Source organism: Flexivirga endophytica (assembly GCF_014640635.1).
In the GTDB taxonomy this organism is placed as follows: domain Bacteria; phylum Actinomycetota; class Actinomycetes; order Actinomycetales; family Dermatophilaceae; genus Flexivirga; species Flexivirga endophytica.
On record NZ_BMHI01000005.1, the window covers coordinates 232,055 to 250,052 of the forward strand.

At 67.4% G+C, this 17,998-nt stretch carries 15 protein-coding genes and 1 other RNA gene; 12 read left to right on the top strand and 4 right to left on the bottom strand.

Annotated features, from left to right (window positions below):
* Positions 1-214 precede the first annotated feature (214 nt).
* The 7 genes from IEX71_RS16350 to IEX71_RS16380 all read left to right on the top strand — a co-directional run bounded on the left by IEX71_RS16350 (position 215) and on the right by IEX71_RS16380 (position 9,589).
* Positions 215-1,609 carry an FAD-binding oxidoreductase gene (locus IEX71_RS16350; RefSeq protein ID WP_229749803.1) on the top strand — a complete coding sequence of 465 codons (1,395 nt, stop codon included), beginning with the start codon at positions 215-217 and terminating at the stop codon, positions 1,607-1,609.
* A complete protein-coding gene (locus IEX71_RS16355; RefSeq protein ID WP_229749804.1) occupies positions 1,606-2,883 on the top strand; it encodes an SAM-dependent methyltransferase in 1,278 nt (425 codons plus the stop codon). Before IEX71_RS16350 ends, IEX71_RS16355 begins: the two co-directional genes overlap by 4 nt.
* 239 nt (positions 2,884-3,122) lie before the next feature.
* Positions 3,123-3,489, top strand: a transfer-messenger RNA (tmRNA) gene (gene ssrA / locus IEX71_RS16360).
* Positions 3,490-3,672: 183 nt separating this feature from the next.
* Complete coding sequence (locus IEX71_RS16365) at positions 3,673-5,058, top strand: FAD-binding oxidoreductase (RefSeq protein ID WP_188838114.1); 1,386 nt, start codon at positions 3,673-3,675, stop codon at positions 5,056-5,058.
* A 100-nt stretch (positions 5,059-5,158) separates the two neighbouring features.
* A complete protein-coding gene (locus IEX71_RS16370) occupies positions 5,159-6,685 on the top strand; it encodes a Re/Si-specific NAD(P)(+) transhydrogenase subunit alpha (RefSeq protein ID WP_188838115.1) in 1,527 nt (508 codons plus the stop codon).
* On the top strand, positions 6,682-8,106 hold the full coding sequence (gene pntB, locus IEX71_RS16375; protein WP_188838116.1) for a Re/Si-specific NAD(P)(+) transhydrogenase subunit beta: 1,425 nt from the start codon (positions 6,682-6,684) through the stop codon (positions 8,104-8,106). Before IEX71_RS16370 ends, pntB begins: the two co-directional genes overlap by 4 nt.
* 64 nt (positions 8,107-8,170) lie before the next feature.
* Positions 8,171-9,589: an NAD-dependent malic enzyme gene (locus IEX71_RS16380; RefSeq protein ID WP_188838117.1), complete on the top strand. Its 1,419-nt coding sequence runs from the start codon at positions 8,171-8,173 to the stop codon at positions 9,587-9,589.
* Between the two features lie 123 nt (positions 9,590-9,712).
* Here IEX71_RS16380 and IEX71_RS22745 read toward each other — a convergent pair whose 3' ends face one another.
* A complete protein-coding gene (locus IEX71_RS22745) occupies positions 9,713-10,627 on the bottom strand; it encodes a hypothetical protein (protein ID WP_308420992.1) in 915 nt (304 codons plus the stop codon).
* A 42-nt stretch (positions 10,628-10,669) separates the two neighbouring features.
* On the opposite strand from IEX71_RS22745, the gene IEX71_RS22750 reads away from it, so the two are divergent.
* Genes IEX71_RS22750 through IEX71_RS16400 form a run of 4 tightly spaced genes read left to right on the top strand, consistent with a single transcriptional unit; the run spans position 10,670 to position 14,802 of the window.
* A complete protein-coding gene (locus IEX71_RS22750) occupies positions 10,670-12,028 on the top strand; it encodes a DEAD/DEAH box helicase (protein WP_308420993.1) in 1,359 nt (452 codons plus the stop codon).
* 48 nt (positions 12,029-12,076) lie between these two features.
* Positions 12,077-12,646 (top strand): YqgE/AlgH family protein, encoded by a 570-nt coding sequence (locus IEX71_RS16390; RefSeq protein WP_188838119.1) that lies wholly within the window; start codon positions 12,077-12,079, stop codon positions 12,644-12,646.
* Positions 12,647-12,668: 22 nt separating this feature from the next.
* A complete protein-coding gene (locus tag IEX71_RS16395; RefSeq protein WP_188838120.1) occupies positions 12,669-12,992 on the top strand; it encodes a DUF3039 domain-containing protein in 324 nt (107 codons plus the stop codon).
* Between the two features lie 55 nt (positions 12,993-13,047).
* Positions 13,048-14,802 carry a DEAD/DEAH box helicase gene (locus IEX71_RS16400; protein ID WP_188838121.1) on the top strand — a complete coding sequence of 585 codons (1,755 nt, stop codon included), beginning with the start codon at positions 13,048-13,050 and terminating at the stop codon, positions 14,800-14,802.
* A 28-nt stretch (positions 14,803-14,830) separates the two neighbouring features.
* Here IEX71_RS16400 and IEX71_RS16405 read toward each other — a convergent pair whose 3' ends face one another.
* Entirely contained in the window at positions 14,831-15,307 is a 477-nt protein-coding gene (locus tag IEX71_RS16405) for an Lrp/AsnC family transcriptional regulator (protein ID WP_188838122.1), read from the bottom strand.
* Between the two features lie 101 nt (positions 15,308-15,408).
* Between IEX71_RS16405 and hppD the strand changes: the two genes are divergently transcribed.
* Positions 15,409-16,614 carry a 4-hydroxyphenylpyruvate dioxygenase gene (hppD, locus tag IEX71_RS16410; protein ID WP_188838123.1) on the top strand — a complete coding sequence of 402 codons (1,206 nt, stop codon included), beginning with the start codon at positions 15,409-15,411 and terminating at the stop codon, positions 16,612-16,614.
* 132 nt (positions 16,615-16,746) lie between these two features.
* Here the strand turns inward: hppD and IEX71_RS16415 are convergent, their stop codons facing one another.
* Positions 16,747-17,610 carry a class I SAM-dependent methyltransferase gene (locus IEX71_RS16415; protein ID WP_188838124.1) on the bottom strand — a complete coding sequence of 288 codons (864 nt, stop codon included), beginning with the start codon at positions 17,608-17,610 and terminating at the stop codon, positions 16,747-16,749.
* A gap of 80 nt (positions 17,611-17,690) precedes the next feature.
* Positions 17,691-17,993 carry a hypothetical protein gene (locus IEX71_RS16420; protein ID WP_188838125.1) on the bottom strand — a complete coding sequence of 101 codons (303 nt, stop codon included), beginning with the start codon at positions 17,991-17,993 and terminating at the stop codon, positions 17,691-17,693.
* Between the last annotated feature and the right edge of the window lie 5 nt (positions 17,994-17,998).

A 17,998-nucleotide genomic window follows, 5' to 3' on the forward strand; every position in this document is an offset into this window, starting at 1 on the left:
CATCTCGGGTCAGTGTCCCAGACCGTCGATGAAACGAAACTGTTTCGTTCTATTAAAAAGGTAGACCTCCGTCAGGCCCGAGCGCAAGTCCCTTGTCGTGGCTGTTGTGTGACGTCGGTCGCACGGACGTGACGAACCGGGCTGGCGGCACGCGAACTACATCGAAGGAGTAAGTTGCTGGGCGCGAACTGAGAACTGAGTGTCGGAGGATTTTGTGGCGCGCGCACGCGGGGAGATCGTCGGTTGGGCCCAGCACCGGGCGGCGGTCGAGGACCTGCAGCGTCAGCTCGCCGCGATGCCGCCCGGCGCGCCGGTACGGCTGGCCAAGAAAACGTCCAATCTGTTTCGTCCACGTGAAGCCAATCCCGTTCCGGGACTTGATGTTTCGCGTCTGCACGGAGTCGTCGAGGTCGACCCCCGAGCGGGCACTGCGGACGTGCAGGGGATGACGACCTACGAGGACCTGGTCGACGCGACGTTGCGCTACGGACTGATGCCGTATGTCGTGCCACAGCTGCGCACGATCACGCTCGGCGGCGCGGTCACCGGTCTGGGCATCGAGTCCTCCTCGTTCCGCAACGGGTTGCCGCACGAGTCCCTCATCGAGATGGACGTGCTGACCGGCGCCGGCGAGATCGTGACCGCGAGTGACGAGCAGAACGCCGACCTGTTCCGGTCGTTCCCCAACTCCTACGGCTCGCTGGGTTACTCGGTGCGGCTGAAGATCAAGCTGGAGCGGGTCGCGCCATACGTCCACCTGCGGCACGTGCGCTTCGGCGCGATCGGCGAATTGATGGACACCCTGCGGCAGGTCCTGCGGGACCGCACCTACGAGGGCGAGTCGGTGGACTTCGTGGACGGCGTGGTGTTCTCGCGCGAGGAGAGCTACCTGGTGCTCGGTGGCTGGGCGAGCTCGGCGCCATACACCTCGGACTACACCGGCCAGCAGATCTACTACCGGTCGATCCAGCAGCGCAGCGAGGACTACCTGACGGTTCTGGACTACCTCTGGCGCTGGGACACCGACTGGTTCTGGTGCAACCGCGCGCTCGGGCTGCAGAACCCGATGCTGCGGCGCCTGGTGCCGCGTCGCTACCTGCGCAGCGACGTCTACAGCAAGGTGATCCGTTGGGAGAACACCCACGGCTACTTCGCCAAGCTCGACGCCAAGAAGGGCAAGCTGCCCCGGGAACGAGTCGTGCAGGACGTCGAGGTCGCCCTCGACCGCACCGAGGAGTTCCTCGACTGGTTCCTCGGCAACGTCCCGATCGAGCCGATCTGGTTGTGCCCGTTGGCTGTTCGCGATCACGAGCACGGGGAACAGCCATGGCCGTTGTACCCGCTGAAGCGCGGCGAGGACTACGTCAATGTCGGATTCTGGTCGACGGTCGAGATCACCCCCGGCCGGTCCGACGGTGACGTCAACCGAGACATCGAGCGGGTAGTCCACGAAATGGGTGGGCACAAGTCGCTCTACAGCGACGTCTACTACGACGAGGACACCTTCTGGGGTCTCTACGGCGGAGAGACGCTCAAGGCAGTGAAGAACACGTACGACCCCGACGGGCGGTTGCCCGATCTCTACACGAAGGCGGTGAAGCGGCGGTGACGCTGAATATTGGGGAGATTGCCGACCGGATCTTCGGCACCGATGTGCCGTTCGCGGTCAAGGCGTTCGACGGCTCCCGGGGTGGGAACCCGAACGCGGTGGTGACGATCGACATCGCGAGCGAGAAGGCACTGCGCTATCTCGTCACCGCGCCGGGCGAGCTGGGCCTGGCGCGGGCATACATCATGGGCGATCTGATCGTGGAGGGCATCGACCCCGGTGACCCCTACGACTTCCTCTCGCTCTTCCTGGATGACTTCTCGGCGAAACGCCCGCCGGCCACCGAACTGGTCGAGGTGCTGAAGTCCCTGGGGTTCAAGAGTTTCCGAGTCCCGGAGTTGCCGGACCAGGAGACCGTGCCGCAGTGGCGACGCGCTGTGGAGGGCCTGCGCCATTCCCGCAAACGCGACGCCGAGGCGATCCATCACCACTACGACGTGAGCAATGAGTTCTACGAGCTGGTGCTCGGGCCGTCGATGGCCTACACGTGCGCGTGCTACCCCAGCGGTGACGCGACTCTCGAGCACGCGCAGGAGCACAAGTTCGACCTGGTCTGCAAGAAGCTGGGCCTGCAGCCGGGCATGCGGCTGCTCGACATCGGCTGCGGCTGGGGTGGGATGGTCAAGCACGCGGTGGAGCACTACGGCGTCACCGCGTTGGGGGTGACGCTCTCGGCCGAGCAGGCGTCGTGGGCACAGCAGAACCTCAAGGTGCACGGTCTCGACGACCGCGCCGAGGTGCGGCACGGCGACTACCGCGACATCACCGAGACCGGCTTCGACGCCGTGAGCTCGATCGGCTTGACCGAGCACATCGGTGTCAAGAACTACCCGAGCTACTTCAAGTTCAGCTACGACAAGCTCAAGGTCGGCGGCCGGATGCTCAACCACAGCATCACCCGACCGGACAACAAGGCGCCGGCACTGACCCGCGGTGGGTTCATCAACCGCTACGTCTTCCCGGACGGCGAGATCACCGGTGTCGGCACGATCGTTTCCAGGATGCAGGACCAGGGCTTCGAGATCCGGCACAGCGAGGACCTGCGCGAGCACTACGCACGCACGACGCGTAAGTGGTGCAAGAACCTCTCGGCCAACTGGGACGAGTGCGTGCGGGACGCCGGAGAGCAGGTTTCGCGCGTCTGGGGTCTCTACCTCGCCGGATCGTCGATCGGCTTCGAACGCAATCACATCCAGCTGCACCAGGTGCTGGGCGAGAAGATCGCGAGCAACGGACAAGCGGCATACCCGCTGCGCCCCGACTTCGGCGTCTAGGCCGCCCCGCAGGAATCAGTTCGCGTCAGCGGGCGTTGGACCATATGCTCATCCACACAACTGAACAGTGATGATGGTTCGCAGTAACCCGTGAACGATGCGTTCAGGGACCTCGAGATCGAGGTCGCACTGGCGCGTAGAACACGGATTGCAGTCATGACGATGTGCCGACGATGCGGTGGACGACCGAGGAACGAGGTCGGACGACGAGGAGGAGGCGCATCAGAAGACATCCGAATGGGGGTGATCGGTTTCGACGCTGATCGCCGTCGTAGGGGAAGCGGGCCGAGGATGCACGGTTATCTCGTTAACGCTCCGTGCAAAACCAATAGGTGCCGACTCAAAGCGCACCGACTTCGCCCTCGCTGCCTAAGCGAGCCTGAAGTCCGTCAGCCTGGGCTAGTTCTCGACTCAGTGTCTGGCGTCAGTTAGAGGACTTGCTGTGTCGCCACGTCGAGGGGCGGCACGGGACTCTTACTCGACTGGGCCTGTCAGGGAACGCGTGCGTGCGAGCCCTGGGGCCGAGAAAATCCACAGCGCACTGCGCCCGGAGAAGCCTTGCCTCGACACCAGCGGACGCGGGTTCGATTCCCGCCACCTCCACGCGAGAGACCATCATCACCTCGGCGACGCCGTGGCCCGTTCGTTCGGGCCACGGCGTTCCCTTGTCACGAGCCCGCCGCGCGGGCTGTCCGGCGGTGCAATTAACCGGCTCCAACCCGACCTTCGGCACTACGTTCGCCACACCGATCAGGTAGGTCCGGCAGTCCGCGCGAAGGGTTCACAGCCATGGCGAACATCTCACTCGTGCCTGCCGTGCCTGCGGATTCGCTCCGAGAGTCGATCTCCGGACGGGTGCTCGTGCCGGGGGACCCCGGCTGGGCCGAGACGACGTGCGGCTTCAATCTGGCGGTCACCCAGCGCCCGGACATCGTGGTCGAAGCGACCTGCACCGACGACGTCGCGCAGGCGGTTCGGTTCGCGAGTGACGAAGGCCTGCGGGTCGGTGTGCAAGCGACGGGCCACGGCGCGGCCGTCGCATTCGACGGCGGCCTGCTGATCAACACCGCTGCGATGACTGCCCTCCAGGTCGATCCCGACGGCCGCACCGCTCGGGTGGCCGCGGGGGTCCGGTGGCAGCCGGCCATCGACGCGGCGGCGCCATACGGGCTCGCGCCGTTGAACGGTTCGTCGGTGACGGTCGGCGTGGTGGGGTACACACTCGGCGGTGGACTCGGCCCGATGGCTCGCACCTTCGGGTTCGCCGCGGATCATGTGCGACGGCTGCAACTCGTCACGGCAGACGGTGTCGTGCACGAGGTCACCGCCGAGTCCGAGCCAGAGCTCTTCTGGGGGCTGCGCGGCGGGAAGTGTCAGCTCGGCATCGTGACCGAACTCGACTTCGAGCTGATGCCGGTGTCGCACTATTTCGGTGGCGGGCTCTTCTTCGACGCTGAGCACGCAAGCGCGGTCCTGCACGCGTGGAGCGAGTGGGTCACTGATCTCCCCGATGAGGCGAACAGCTCGATCGCACTGCTCCGGCTGCCGGACCTGCCCGAGGTTCCCGAGCCGTTGCGCGGTCGGCTCACCGTGCACGTCAGATACCTGTATGTCGGTGCGGCCGAGCCCGGTCAACGAGTGCTCGCCCCGCTCCGCGCGGCCGCGCCCGCGCTGATCGACACCGTTGCGGTCACACCGTATTCGGCGATCGCGTCCGTGCACTGCGATCCGGCCGACCCACTGCCGGTATGGGACACCAGCTGCCTGCTGACGGAGTTCCCGACGGATGCCGTGGACGCGTTGCTCGCGGTCGCCGGGCCGGGCAACGAGGTCCCGCTGATCGTCACCGAGGTCCGGCGGCTGGGTGGCGCGGTGGCCACCGCGCGCACGACTGCCAACGCGGTCGGCGGACGGGACGCCGCCTTCAGCGTCTACTGCGTCGGAGCGTTGCCGCCGCCGCTCGCCGACATCACGCCGGCCGCCGGACGAGCCGTCGTCGGCGCGCTCCAACCGTGGTCCACCGGCGGCACCCAGATCAACTTCCACGGCAGCGACGCGAGCCGCCCGGTCAAGGCGTGGTCCGACGATGCCCGCGCGCGGCTCGACGCCCTGCACGATCACCACGACCCCAGTCAGCTCTTCCGCTTCGCCCAGCCATACGCTCGCGAGCGCTGACCATTGCCCGGGCTCCGAAACTTTCCGGAGCCGTTCACTTCTTCCGCACGCCGGCCGGTCCCGGACCCTACGATGGCGACAGCCGAGCGAGAGGATCCCCATGCGGGTCGGAGTGGTCAAGGAAGCCGCAGTGGGGGAGGCGCGTGTCGCGGCGACACCGGCCACGGTCGGCCAGTTGCGCAAGCTGGGGTATGACGTGGTCATCGACCCGGGAGCGGGCGAACGTGCCGGCTTCGCCGACGAGACGTATGCCGAGGCAGGAGCCGAGCTCGGCGACGCGCTGGAGGCCGACATCGTTCTCGGCGTCGATGCGCTCGCCGCCGACCAGCTCGACCGGCTGCACGCGGGAGCGACGATGGTCGGCATACTCGCGCCGCGCATCCACCCCGAACTCGTCGAGGACCTGGCGCAGCGACCGATCACCGCGCTCGCGCTCGACGCGGCGCCACGGATCTCGCGGGCGCAGTCACTGGACGTGCTGTCGTCGATGGCCAACATCGCCGGCTACCGCGCGGTCGTCGAGGCGGCGCACGCGTTCGGCCGGTTCTTCACCGGGCAGGTGACGGCGGCGGGCAAGGTGCCGCCGGCCAAGGTGCTGGTGTGCGGGGCCGGGGTCGCCGGGCTGGCGGCCATCGGCACGGCCGTCTCGCTGGGCGCGATCGTCCGGGCCACCGATCCCCGACCCGAAGTCGCCGATCAGGTCAGATCCCTTGGTGGCGAATACCTTTCGATCGAGGACCCGGAAGCGGAGGTCTCGGCCACGGGCTACGCCAAGGAGATGGGCGAGGACTACAAGGCCCGCGAGGTCCAGCTGTATGCCGAGCAGACCCAGGACGTCGACATCATCATCACCACCGCGCTGATCCCCGGCCGGCCGGCGCCGCGGCTGATCACCGGAGACATGGTCGCCACGATGCGTCGCGGGAGCGTGATCGTCGACATGGCAGCGGCCAACGGCGGCAATGTCGAGGGGTCCGTTGCCGGTGAGGTCGTCGTCACGGACGGCGGCGTGACGATCATCGGCTACACCGATCTGGCCGGCCGCTTGCCGGCCCAGGCGTCCCAGCTCTACGGCACCAACCTCGTCAATCTGATGACGCTGCTCACTCCCGGGAAGGACGGGCAGTTGGTCATCGACGAGGACGACGTAGTGCAACGCTCGATCCTGGTCGTGCGGGACGGTGAGTCGCGTTGGCCGCCCCCACCGGTGCAGGTGTCGGCAGCGCCCGCGCCGACGGCGGACAAGCCACTGCCCGAGCCGAGACCGGAGAAACAGCCACTGACCCCGACGCGGCGACTGGTGGGTGCGCTCGGCGTCGCGGTCGTGCTCTTCGTGTTGCTGGCGTTGTCCCCGGAGGCGCTGACCGTGCACCTGACGGTCTTCGCCCTGGCGATCGTGATCGGCTACTACGTCATCCGCAACGTGCACCACGCCCTCCACACGCCGCTGATGTCGGTCACCAACGCCATCTCCGGGATCATCGTCGTCGGAGCGCTGCTGCAGATCGGGCAACGGAACACCGCCATCACCGTCGTCTCGTTCGCGGCGATCCTGCTGGCGTCGATCAACGTCTTCGGTGGTTTCGCGGTCACCCGCCGCATGCTCGGAATGTTCGCAAGGTCATGATCACAGTCGCCTCGGCCGCTTCCGCGGCATACATCGTCGCTGCACTGCTGTTCATCCTCGCCCTCGACGGCCTTTCCAAGCACGAGACCGCCAAGGTCGGCAACACCTACGGCATCGCCGGTATGACCCTCGCGCTCGGCGCCACGATCGCGCTCGCGATCGACCGCGACATCGAGGGATCCGGCCTCGCGCTGCTGGTCGTCGCCATGGTCATCGGCGCTGCGATCGGACTGTGGCGTGCACGGGTGGTCGAGATGACCGGGATGCCCGAGCTGATCGCGTTGTTGCACTCGTTCGTGGGACTGGCGGCGGTCCTGGTCGGCTGGAACGGCTACCTGTCCGTCGAGGACGATCCGCACGGGGCGGAGGCCGCGCACCTGGATTCGTTGAGCACGTTGGGGATCCACCACGCCGAGGTCTTCATCGGGGTGTTCGTCGGCGCGGTCACCTTCACCGGGTCGATCATCGCGTTCCTCAAGCTGTCGGCGCGGATGAAGTCCAAGCCGCTGGTGCTGCCGGGCAAGAACCTCCTCAACCTCGGGGCGCTGGTCGTCTTCGTCGGGCTGACTGTGTGGTTCGTCATCCAACCGCAGCTGTGGCTGCTGGTCGTGGTGACGTTGCTGGCCCTTGCGCTCGGGCTGCATCTGGTGGCGTCCATCGGCGGCGGTGACATGCCGGTCGTGGTGTCGATGTTGAACAGCTACTCCGGGTGGGCGGCCGCCGCGTCGGGTTTCCTGCTGGAGAACGACCTGCTGATCGTGACCGGTGCGCTGGTCGGGTCCTCCGGTGCCTACCTGTCCTACATCATGTGCCAGGCGATGAACCGGTCGTTCCTGTCGGTGATCGCGGGTGGCTTCGGGATCGAGGCCGGGCCGTCGGCCGAGAGCGATCTCGGTAGCCACCGCGAGACGACGGTGGCGGAGGTGGCGGACCTGCTGTCCGCGGCGAGCTCGGTGGTCATCGCGCCCGGTTACGGGATGGCGGTCGCGCAGGCGCAGTATGGCGTCGCCGACCTCACCCGGGCCCTGCGCGACAAGGGCGTCGAGGTGCGGTTCGCCATACATCCTGTCGCCGGGCGATTGCCCGGCCACATGAACGTGCTGCTCGCCGAGGCGAAGGTGCCCTACGACATCGTGCTCGAGATGGACGAGATCAACGACGAGTTCGCGGCCACCGACGTGGTGCTGGTGATCGGCGCGAACGACACCGTGAACCCTGCGGCGGCGGAGGATCCCGGCTCGCCGATCGCCGGGATGCCGGTGTTGCGCGTGTGGGAAGCCGCAGACGTCGTGGTGCTCAAACGGTCGATGGCGTCGGGGTATGCCGGAGTGCCCAATCCGCTGTTCTACCGGGACAACACCGGCATGCTCTTCGGTGACGCGAAGGACCAGGTGGCGGCCGTCATCGGTGGGCTGCGATGACCGATTCCGAAATCGGTGCACCCCCGGTGGCGCGACGTCGCGCGGACACACAAGAATGGCCGCCATGACCGCCCTGCCTTCTGTGTCCAATTCGATCACCGTCCGCGTCGATCTGCCCGGCCGGGCGACCGCCGTGAGTGAGCTCACCGGGGCGGTGGAGCGCAACGGGGGACTGGTCACCGCGCTCGACATCAACCACTCCGACAACGCCCGGATGACCATCGACGTCACCGCCGCCGCGCGCGACGCGGACCATGCGGCCGAGCTCGTGGCCGCGATGCGCGCCGTCGAAGGCGTGGAGATCCACAAGGTCAGCGACCGCACCTTCCTGGCCCACTTGGGTGGGAAGTTGAAGATCGAGTCGAAGGTGCCGATCCGCAACCGTGACGACCTGTCGATGGTCTACACGCCCGGTGTTGCGCGCGTGTGTCTCGACATCGCCGAGAACCCCGAGGACGCAAGGCGTTTGACCATCAAGCGCAACACTGTGGCCGTGGTGACCGACGGCACCGCGGTGCTCGGGCTGGGCGACATCGGCCCGCTCGCCGCGTTGCCGGTGATGGAGGGCAAGGCGGCGCTCTTCAAGCGTTTCGCCGACATCGACGCCTTCCCGCTGTGCCTGGACACCAAGGACACCGAGGAGATCATCCGCACGGTCAAGATCGTGGCTCCGGAGTTCGCCGGCATCAATCTGGAGGACATCTCGGCACCGCGCTGTTTCGAGATCGAGCGGCGGCTGCGCGACGAGCTGGACATCCCGGTCTTCCACGACGACCAGCACGGCACCGCCATCGTGGTGCTCGCCGCGCTGCGCAACGCGTTGCGAGTTGTCGGCAAGGAGCTGTCCGAGGTTCGCATCGTGCAGTCGGGCGCCGGTGCAGCCGGCACCGCGATCGCCCTGCTGTTGTCCGCCGCCGGCGCCAAGGACATCGTGCTGTCCGACATCAACGGTGTGGTCGAGCCGGACCGCGCCGACATCAAGGGCGCGCCGGACAGCGACCTGTGCAAGCTGGCCGCCACGACCAACCCCAATCACGTGACCGGCACGCTGAAGGACGCGGTGCGAGGCGCCGATGTCTTCATCGGCGTCTCGGCACCCAACCTGCTCAATGGCGACGACATCGCCGGTATGGCGGACGACGCGATCGTCTTCGCACTGGCCAACCCCGAGCCCGAGGTCGACCCCACCGCGGCGGCCGAGCACGCGACGGTGGTCGCGACCGGCCGCAGCGACTTCGCCAACCAGATCAACAATGTGTTGGTCTTCCCTGGTGTCTTCCGTGGGCTGCTCGACGCGGCCGCGAGCCGGGTCACGATGGACGTGATGCTGGCTGCCGCGAAGGCACTCGCCGACGTCGTGAAGCCGGAGGAGCTCAACCCGGCATACATCATCCCGAGCGTGTTCCAGCCGGACGTCTCCAAGGTGGTCGCGAGCGCCGTGGCCCAGGCCGTGCGTGCGGACGAGGGCGACGAGAAGGCCTGACAAGCCCCACTTTTCACGCTCCGTGACATCGGACGGGCCACCCGGGTGCGACCAAGCTCACGCTCCCGGGTGCCCGTTTCGTTTTGGTGACCATGACAGGTGTCCGCTACCTTGGAGTGGTTATTACGCGATCTTGCGTTCATTTGTGAACTTCCCTGTGTGGTGAGCGCCGAGATCCCCGGCGCCGAGGGTTCCCCAAAGTGACACGGCCGTGCCTGCCGAAAGTGCAGGCCTTGTTCGTGTGCCCTGATTTCTGCTGTTGCGGAGCACCGACGCACACCTACACGGAAAGAACTTCAGATGACGAAGAAAGCCATGGACGGTAAGAAGGCCCGCTGGACCCGCGCCCAGAAGCTCGAGGTCAAGCGCTCCGGCGTCCGCAAGCAGCGAGGCGAGACCGGCGGCAGCGACCGCCCGCCCCGTAAGGACCGCAGCGAATTCACCGGACGGCCCGACCGCGACCGTCGCGAGGGCGACCGCGCACCGCGACGGTCCGAGGACCGCCCGCAGCGTCGCACCGACGAGCGGCGCGAGGGTGACAACCGCGGCTACGGCCGACGCGATGAGCGCGGTGGCGATGACCGTCGTGGTGGTTACCAGGGCCGGGACGACCGCCGTGGTGGTTACCAGGGTCGGGATGATCGTCGGGATGACCGCCGCACTGGTGGTTACCAGGGTCGGGACGATCGTCGGGATGACCGCCGCACTGGTGGTTACCAGGGTCGGGATGACCGTCGGGATGACCGCCGCACTGGTGGTTACCAGGGTCGGGATGATCGTCGGGATGACCGCCGGACTGGTGGTTACCAGGGTCGGGATGATCGTCGGGATGACCGCCGGACTGGTGGTTACCAGGGTCGGGATGATCGTCGGGATGACCGCCGGACTGGTGGTTACCAGGGTCGGGATGACCGTCGCACTGGTGGTTACCAGGGCCGCGACGACCGCCGGGACTCCTCGCGCGAGGACCGCCGTGAGCGCCCCGCCCGCCGCGAGTTCGATCGCCCGCGTCGCGACGACCGTCCTATCGAGTCGCATGCCGTTCCGGCACGCGAGAAGCGTCCGGTCGAGCCGGTCTCCTTGGACGGCAACGGATTCGCCGACCTCGGTCTCCCGGAGGCACTGGTCGAGCGTCTCGCCCGGGACGGCATCACCGCGCCGTTCCCGATCCAGGTCGCGACCATCCCGGACGCACTCGCCGGCCGCGACGTCCTCGGCCGTGGCCGCACCGGCTCCGGTAAGACATTGTCCTTCGGACTTCCGCTGCTGACGCGTCTGGCGCAGGGCGGCAAGGCACGTTCGGGACAGCCGCGTGCTGTCGTGCTCGTGCCGACGCGTGAGCTGGCCATGCAGGTCAGCGACGCACTCCAGCCGCTCGTGCACGTCATCGGTCTGCGCCACAAGCTGGTCGCCGGCGGTATGCCTTACGAGCCGCAGCTGTCCGCACTCGAGCGTGGCGTCGACCTGCTGATCGCCACCCCCGGACGGCTGATCGACCTGATGGAGCGCGGCGCGGCCGACCTGTCCCGTGTGGAGATCGCGGTCCTGGACGAGGCCGACCACATGGCCGAGATGGGCTTCCTCGAGGCCATCGAGCAGATCCTCGACCAGGTCCCGACGGACGGCCAGCGGCTGCTGTTCTCCGCGACCCTCGACCGAGGCATCGACACCGTCGTCGAGCGCTACCTCACCGACCCGGTGGAGCACGCGACCGACGACGGCACATCCTCGATCGCCGGCATGGACCACCACGCGCTGCTCATCGAGCCGCGGCACAAGAAGCTGGTGACCGCGGAGGTCGCCAACCGCGCCGGGCGGACGGTCGTCTTCGTCCGCACGAAGCTCGGTGCGGATCGCGTCGCAGGTGAGCTGCGCGACCAGGGTGTCCTGGCTGCGTCGCTGCACGGCGGTCTGAACCAGAGTCAGCGCAACAGGGTGCTGTCCGCGTTCAAGGACGGCAAGGTGCCGGTCCTCGTGGCCACCGATGTCGCTGCTCGAGGCATCCACGTCGACGACGTGGGCGTCGTGCTCCAGGTCGACCCGCCTGCTGACCACAAGGACTACCAGCACCGCGCCGGCCGCACCGCACGTGCGGGCGAGAAGGGCACGGTCGTCACGCTGGCGCTGCCGCACCAGCGGCGGACCATGCAGCGACTGCTGGATGCCGCCGGACTCGAGGTCGAGGTGCAGACTGCTCGTCCGGGCGACGACGTCATCCGGGCGACCGGTGGCAGCACTCCGGAGGGCGCTCCCATCTCCGAATCCGACCTGCAGCGTCTGATCAGTCCGCCCCGGGCCTCTCGTGGCGGGCGTTCGTACGGCGACCGCGGCGGTCGTCAGGGTCGCAGCCGGTCCGGCGACCGCGGTGGTTACCGCGGCGGTCGTGACGACCAGCGCGGTGGTCGGGACCGTTTCCAGCGCGGTCACTCCGCGCGCTGATTGACGCCGGGAACCACACCGCTCGGGTCGGTCGCCCATAATGGCCGGGTGACCGACCTGACCGGACAGCTCCTCGTTGCAGTGCCGAGGGAGGAGTCGGACCTCAGCGACGAGGACGTCTTCAACCGCAGTGTCGTGCTCGTTCTGCATCACGACGAGGAGGGCGCGCACGGTCTGATCCTCAACCGTCCGCTGAGTGCCGACGTCGACACCGTCCTGCCGGGTTGGCAGGAGCACGTGTCGTCGCCGGACTGCATCTTCCAGGGCGGTCCGGTGTCACTGGACACCGCGCTGGCACTGGCGTCCGCCGAGGCCGGTGAGGACGAGTCCCTCGGCATACGAGCGCTTTTCGGCGAGATCTGCCTGGTCGACCTCGATGCACCGCCGCCGATCATCGTGCCGGTCGTCGGCGCCCTGCGGATCTACGCCGGGTATGCCGGCTGGGGCGAGGGACAGCTCGAGGGCGAGATCGACGCAGGCATGTGGTTCGTCGTCGACGCGCAGACCGGTGACGCCTTCAGCGGCAATCCGGACGAGCTGTGGGCCAAGGTGCTGCGGCGGCAACGCAGTGCGGTCTCCTTCGCGGCGACGTTCCCCGCGGATCCTGACCTCAACTGACGGCCGAACTACAATTGCCGGTATGAGCACCCTTGACGAACCGGATCGGCTGTCCTCCCCGGAGGCCGCCCCGAGCACTCCGAAGACGACGACGGCGACCCTGGAGCGCGAGCGCACCGACAGCCAGGAGCAGTTGCAGGAGCCCGGCGATCACGAGCGCTTCGCGCACTACGTGCGCAAGGAGAAGATCATGGAGAGCGCGCTGTCCGGCGAGCCCGTGACAGCGCTCTGCGGCAAGATCTGGGTGCCCGGCCGCGACCCGGAGAAGTTCCCGACCTGCCCGACCTGCAAAGAGATCTACGAAGGATTCAAGGCTCCGCAGGACGGTGGCGACGACAAGGGCTGACGCGCCCTCCCCGGCTCGTCGGACCGACGGTGCCGGAGGTTAGCCTTGGCGGTCTATGAGTACCTCGGCCGCCTCGCATCTGTCACCGGCGTTCCCAGGGAAGGCGGCGTGGGGGACCGCGGGCAAACTGCGTGCTTGGCAGGCCACGGCACTCGAGCGTTACCTCACCGACCAGCCGCGTGACTTCCTGGCGGTGGCGACTCCGGGCGCCGGCAAGACCACCTACGCCTTGCGGCTGGCGACCGAGCTGCTGCAGCGCGGGATCATCCAGCAGATCACCATCGTCGCCCCGACGGAGCATCTGAAGACGCAGTGGGCTGATGCCGCTTCCCGGGTCGGCATCCACATCGATCCGCGTTTCACCAACGCGCAGGAGCAGCACTCGGCTGACTTCGACGGCGTCGCGGTGACCTATGCCGGAGTCGCGAGCCGGCCCGCGCTGCACCGCAAGCGCACCCTGGCCAAGCGCACGCTGGTCATCCTCGACGAGGTCCACCACGGCGGCGACGCCAAGTCGTGGGGTGACGCGATGCGGGAAGCGTTCGAACCGGCCACGCGTCGGATCTCGTTGACCGGCACACCTTTTCGGTCCGACACCGCTCCCATCCCGTTCGTGCGTTACGAGGAGGGCCCGGACGGCATACGGCGGTCGGCCAGTGACTTCACCTACGGTTACGCCGACGCGTTGCGCGACGGTGTCGTGCGCCCGGTGCTCTTCATGGCGTATGGCGGAGCGATGCGCTGGCGCACCTCGGCCGGTGACGAGATCTCGGCACGGCTGGGGGAGCCGCTGACCAAGGACGCGACGGCGGCGGCGTGGCGCACCGCGTTGGATCCGATGGGGGCGTGGATCCCGGCGGTGTTGCGCGCCGCCGACAAGCGACTGACCGAAGTGCGCCGGCACGTGCCGGACGCGGGTGGCCTGGTGATCGCCTCCAACCAGACGGCGGCTCGTGCCTATGCGCGAATCCTGCACGAGGTCACCGGGGTTCGCCCGACAGTGGTGCTCTCCGACGACAGCGGTGCGTCGTCGCGGATTGAGGAGTTCGCGCAGTCCGAAGACCGCTGGATGGTGGCTGTGCGGATGGTGTCCGAGGGTGTCGACGTGCCGCGACTGGCCGTGGGGGTCTTCGCGACGTCCACCTCGACACCGCTCTACTTCGCCCAGGCCGTCGGCCGGTTCGTGCGGGCCCGGCGCCGTGGTGAGACGGCGACGGTGTTCCTTCCCACGGTGCCCACCATCATGGAGCTCGCGGCCACCATGGAGAAGCAGCGCGACCATGCGCTCGATCGGCCGGAGAAGGCCGAGGAGTCGATCTGGGACGAGGAAGAAGGTCTGCTCGAGGCTGCCAACCGCGAGGAGAAGGCCCTCGGTGAGCAGGAGGGCAAGTTCGAGGCTCTGGAGTCCGAGGCGGAGTTCGACCATGTCATGTTCGACGCGCAGCAGTTCGGTCTCGGCGCTGTGGCCGGCAGCGACGAGGAAGAGGAATACCTAGGCTTGCCAGGCCTTTTGGAACCCGACCAGGTCACCAACCTGTTGCGCCAGCGGCAGGACAAGCAGCTGCGAACCGGTCGCAAGCGCCCCAAGGACGACCAGCCGATGGCGGCACACCGTGCCCTCGCGGCGCAGCGCAAGGAGCTCAACTCGCTCGTCGCGGCATACTCAACGAAGTCCGGCAAGCCCCATGCGCACGTGCATCACGAGTTGCGCGTGAAGTGCGGCGGCCCGGCGTTGGACCGTGCCTCGTCCGAAGAGGTCACCGAGCGGATCACGATGATCCGTAACTGGTTCGTCGGCCGCAAACGCTGAACCCCACGACGTTTCTCCTCCGCTTGGCTCACCGCGCTCCGCCGATCTGCTGCACCAACGGCAAGGTGCGGTGACCGATCAGCTCGGCCAGCGCGATCGTGGTCGACGCGTGCACGACCAGACCGGTCTCGACGATCTGGTCGATGACGCGCTGCAGGTCCGCGTTGTGCCGGGCGACCACGCGGGCGAGCAGGTCACCGCTTCCGGTGATGGTGTGCACCTCGAGCACCTCGGGTATGCCGTCCAGGTGGTCGACGACGGCCTGGCGTCCCTTGCGCTGCTGGATCTGCAACGTGCAGAACGCCATCACCGGGTAGCCGAGCGCGGCCGCTGACACCGTCGGCGCGAGCGACGCGATCACGCCGCCCTCGACCAGCCGATCGAGGCGGGCCTGCACAGTGCCACGGGCCACGCCGAGCGCGCGGGACGCTCCGAGCACGCCGATCTGCGGGTTGTCGGTGAGCAGGGTGATCAGGCGCGCGTCGAGGTCATCGATGGAGGACATATTGCATAGATTAGACCCGCGTGGGCCACGCAAAGTGTGCATCATGATCAGCTATGTGGTGTCGGATTGCGCGATGGTGTGACCGCGCGCACAGTAAACACATGACAACGACTGTGAACCTCACACCCGATGAACTCGCTGCCGGCCAGGACATGGAGCAGCTGAAGCAATTGGTCGGTCTGGTCGACTACGACGCCGACAAGGATCCGTTCCCGGTGACCGGGTGGGACGCGATCGTCTTCGTGTCCGGCAACGCCACACAGTCCGCGCTCTACTACCAGAGCGCATGGGGGATGGAGCTGGTCGCCTACAGCGGCCCCGAGACCGGCAACCGTGACCACAAGTCGTTCGTGCTCAAGAGCGGTTCGATCCGCTTCGTCATCAACGGAGCCGTCGACCCGGACAGCCCGCTGGTCGAGCACCACCGCAAGCACGGCGACGGTGTGGTCGACATCGCCCTCGAGGTCCCCGACGTCGACAAGTGCATCGCACAGGCCCGTTCGGCCGGCGCGACCGTGGTCCGCGAGCCGGAGGACGTCAGCGACGAGCACGGCACGATCCGGATCGCCGCGATCGCCACGTATGGCGAGACGATCCACACGCTCGTCGACCGGTCGAAGTACGACGGCCCCTACCTTCCCGGGTATGTCGAGCAGAAGTCGTCACACACCCCCCGCGACGGCCAGCCGAAGCGGCTGTTCCAGGCACTCGACCACATCGTCGGCAACGTCGAGCTGGGCCACATGGACGAGTGGGTCGAGTTCTACAACCGGGTCATGGGGTTCGTGAACATGGCCGAGTTCATCGGCGACGACATCGCCACCGACTACTCGGCGCTGATGAGCAAGGTCGTCGCCAACGGCAACCACCGGGTGAAGTTCCCGCTCAACGAACCAGCGATCGCCAAGAAGAAGTCGCAGATCGACGAATACCTGGAGTTCTACCGCGGCGCCGGTGCCCAGCACCTCGCGGTGGCGACCGGCGACATCATCAAGTCGGTGGATGCGTTGCGCGCCAACGGTGTTGAGTTCCTGAACACCCCGGACAGCTACTACGAGGACGAGGAGTTGCGCGCCCGCATCGGTGAGGTGCGCGTGCCCGTCGAGGAGCTGCAGAAGCGCGGCATCCTGGTCGACCGGGACGAGGACGGCTACCTGCTGCAGATCTTCACCAAGCCACTGGGCGACCGTCCGACGGTGTTCTTCGAGCTGATCGAGCGGCACGGCTCGCTCGGCTTCGGCAAGGGCAACTTCAAGGCGCTCTTCGAGGCGATCGAGCGCGAGCAGGACAAGCGCGGCAACCTCTAAATAGGCTTCGGATCGCGCCGGACGTCGTCGTACGCCCCCTGTACGGCGTGCGGTGCGGTTCGTAAGAGCATCGGCCACGACTGCTTCTGGCAGTCGTGGCCGATGTCATGCTGCGGCGGTCGGTGTCGGCGATCAGCGCGCTGCCGTGAACACCCGCGCGAGGCCGGGCAGGGCATATCCGGCGCCGTCACGAAAGCGCTCCGCACGCTTCTCGATCTCGCCGCGCAGCTGTGCCCGAGTGCCCTGGCTCTGCGCGCGCAGAGCCATCGAGATCGGGCCTGCGAAGTCGCTCACCCACGACCACAGGTCATCCGGGTCGGTGAACCGGTAGGTCAGTGGGACGTCTTGGACCGAGGTCGCGGTGAAGCCGGCATCGCGCGCCAGTTGATGGGTGCCGTCCTCGTCGGCGAGTGCGAACATGTTGGGCTGCCCAGGTGCGGGCGGCTGGAACAAGCCGTGCTCGGCCAGGACGGACCCGGGAAGCATGAAGAACGGATTCGCCGCGGCCGCTGCGAACACCGCGAAGACGAGGCGTCCGCCGGGTCGCAGCACACGGTCGGCCTCCCGCAGGCCCTGCAACGGGTCGGGCAACAGCATGTAGATCCATCGGGCCGCCACCCGATCGACACTGTCGTCCGCGAGCGTGAGGGCGGTGACGTCCAACTGCTCGAACGAGATGTCCAATCTCTTGCCGTAGGAACGCCGTTCGGCCGCCGCGACCATCTGCAGCGAGAGGTCTCCGGCGCGGACGGTGCCGGCGAATCCTGGCCGCTCAGCCACTGCTGTCGCTATGTCTGCCGTCGGTCCGCACGCGAGCTCGACCACCGTGTCGGTGTCCCGTGGTGCGAGAGCCTCGACCATCGCGTCGGTCAGCGGGCGGGTGACGCCGGCGTGCCACTCACCCCTGGCGTCCCACTCGGCCGCGACGGAGTCCCACATGCCTTCTGCATCGAACCCCATCGGGGTGTCGTCTGTCGTCATGGTCCTGCCCGTCATACGAATCAGTCGACGCTAGCACCGGTTCGCTGACCGGCGGCCCTATTTGCAGCTGACCGAAGGTGCTGTGCGGCCGCACGTCACGAGCTGCGCTGCATCTCCCACGCCTGCCGCAACGCGTGTTGTATGGCGCCGCTGTCGCCATACAACATCGCTTGCACCTTCATGTGCGCGTCGTAGCTCGGCGGTACGCCGAAGGTGTCCGGATGATCGGTCACGAGCCGCTCGCGCACGTCGAACGCACAGCGGATCATCAACTCGTCGGAGGCGATCAGGCGTGCGACGATCCGATTGTCGACGTACCAGGCGGGGACCGCACTGGTGCCCTTGCGCTTGCAGCCGGGCAGTGTCACGAGGAACTCGGCGACCTCGTCGGGCGTCATGTTGG

Excerpts from the sequence above, each read along its gene's own strand:
- IEX71_RS16380 (WP_188838117.1), top strand. The coding sequence starts at position 8,171 with ATGACCGCCCTGCCTTCTGTGTCCAATTCGATCACCGTCCGCGTCGAT.
- IEX71_RS16365 (WP_188838114.1), top strand. The coding sequence starts at position 3,673 with ATGGCGAACATCTCACTCGTGCCTGCCGTGCCTGCGGATTCGCTCCGA.
- IEX71_RS16400 (WP_188838121.1), top strand. The coding sequence starts at position 13,048 with ATGAGTACCTCGGCCGCCTCGCATCTGTCACCGGCGTTCCCAGGGAAG.
- IEX71_RS22745 (WP_308420992.1), bottom strand. The coding sequence starts at position 10,627 with ATGCGACTCGATAGGACGGTCGTCGCGACGCGGGCGATCGAACTCGCG.
- IEX71_RS16395 (WP_188838120.1), top strand. The coding sequence starts at position 12,669 with ATGAGCACCCTTGACGAACCGGATCGGCTGTCCTCCCCGGAGGCCGCC.
- pntB (WP_188838116.1), top strand. The coding sequence starts at position 6,682 with ATGATCACAGTCGCCTCGGCCGCTTCCGCGGCATACATCGTCGCTGCA.
- IEX71_RS16370 (WP_188838115.1), top strand. The coding sequence starts at position 5,159 with ATGCGGGTCGGAGTGGTCAAGGAAGCCGCAGTGGGGGAGGCGCGTGTC.
- IEX71_RS16420 (WP_188838125.1), bottom strand. The coding sequence starts at position 17,993 with ATGACGCCCGACGAGGTCGCCGAGTTCCTCGTGACACTGCCCGGCTGC.
- hppD (WP_188838123.1), top strand. The coding sequence starts at position 15,409 with ATGACAACGACTGTGAACCTCACACCCGATGAACTCGCTGCCGGCCAG.
- IEX71_RS16415 (WP_188838124.1), bottom strand. The coding sequence starts at position 17,610 with ATGACGGGCAGGACCATGACGACAGACGACACCCCGATGGGGTTCGAT.
- IEX71_RS16405 (WP_188838122.1), bottom strand. The coding sequence starts at position 15,307 with ATGTCCTCCATCGATGACCTCGACGCGCGCCTGATCACCCTGCTCACC.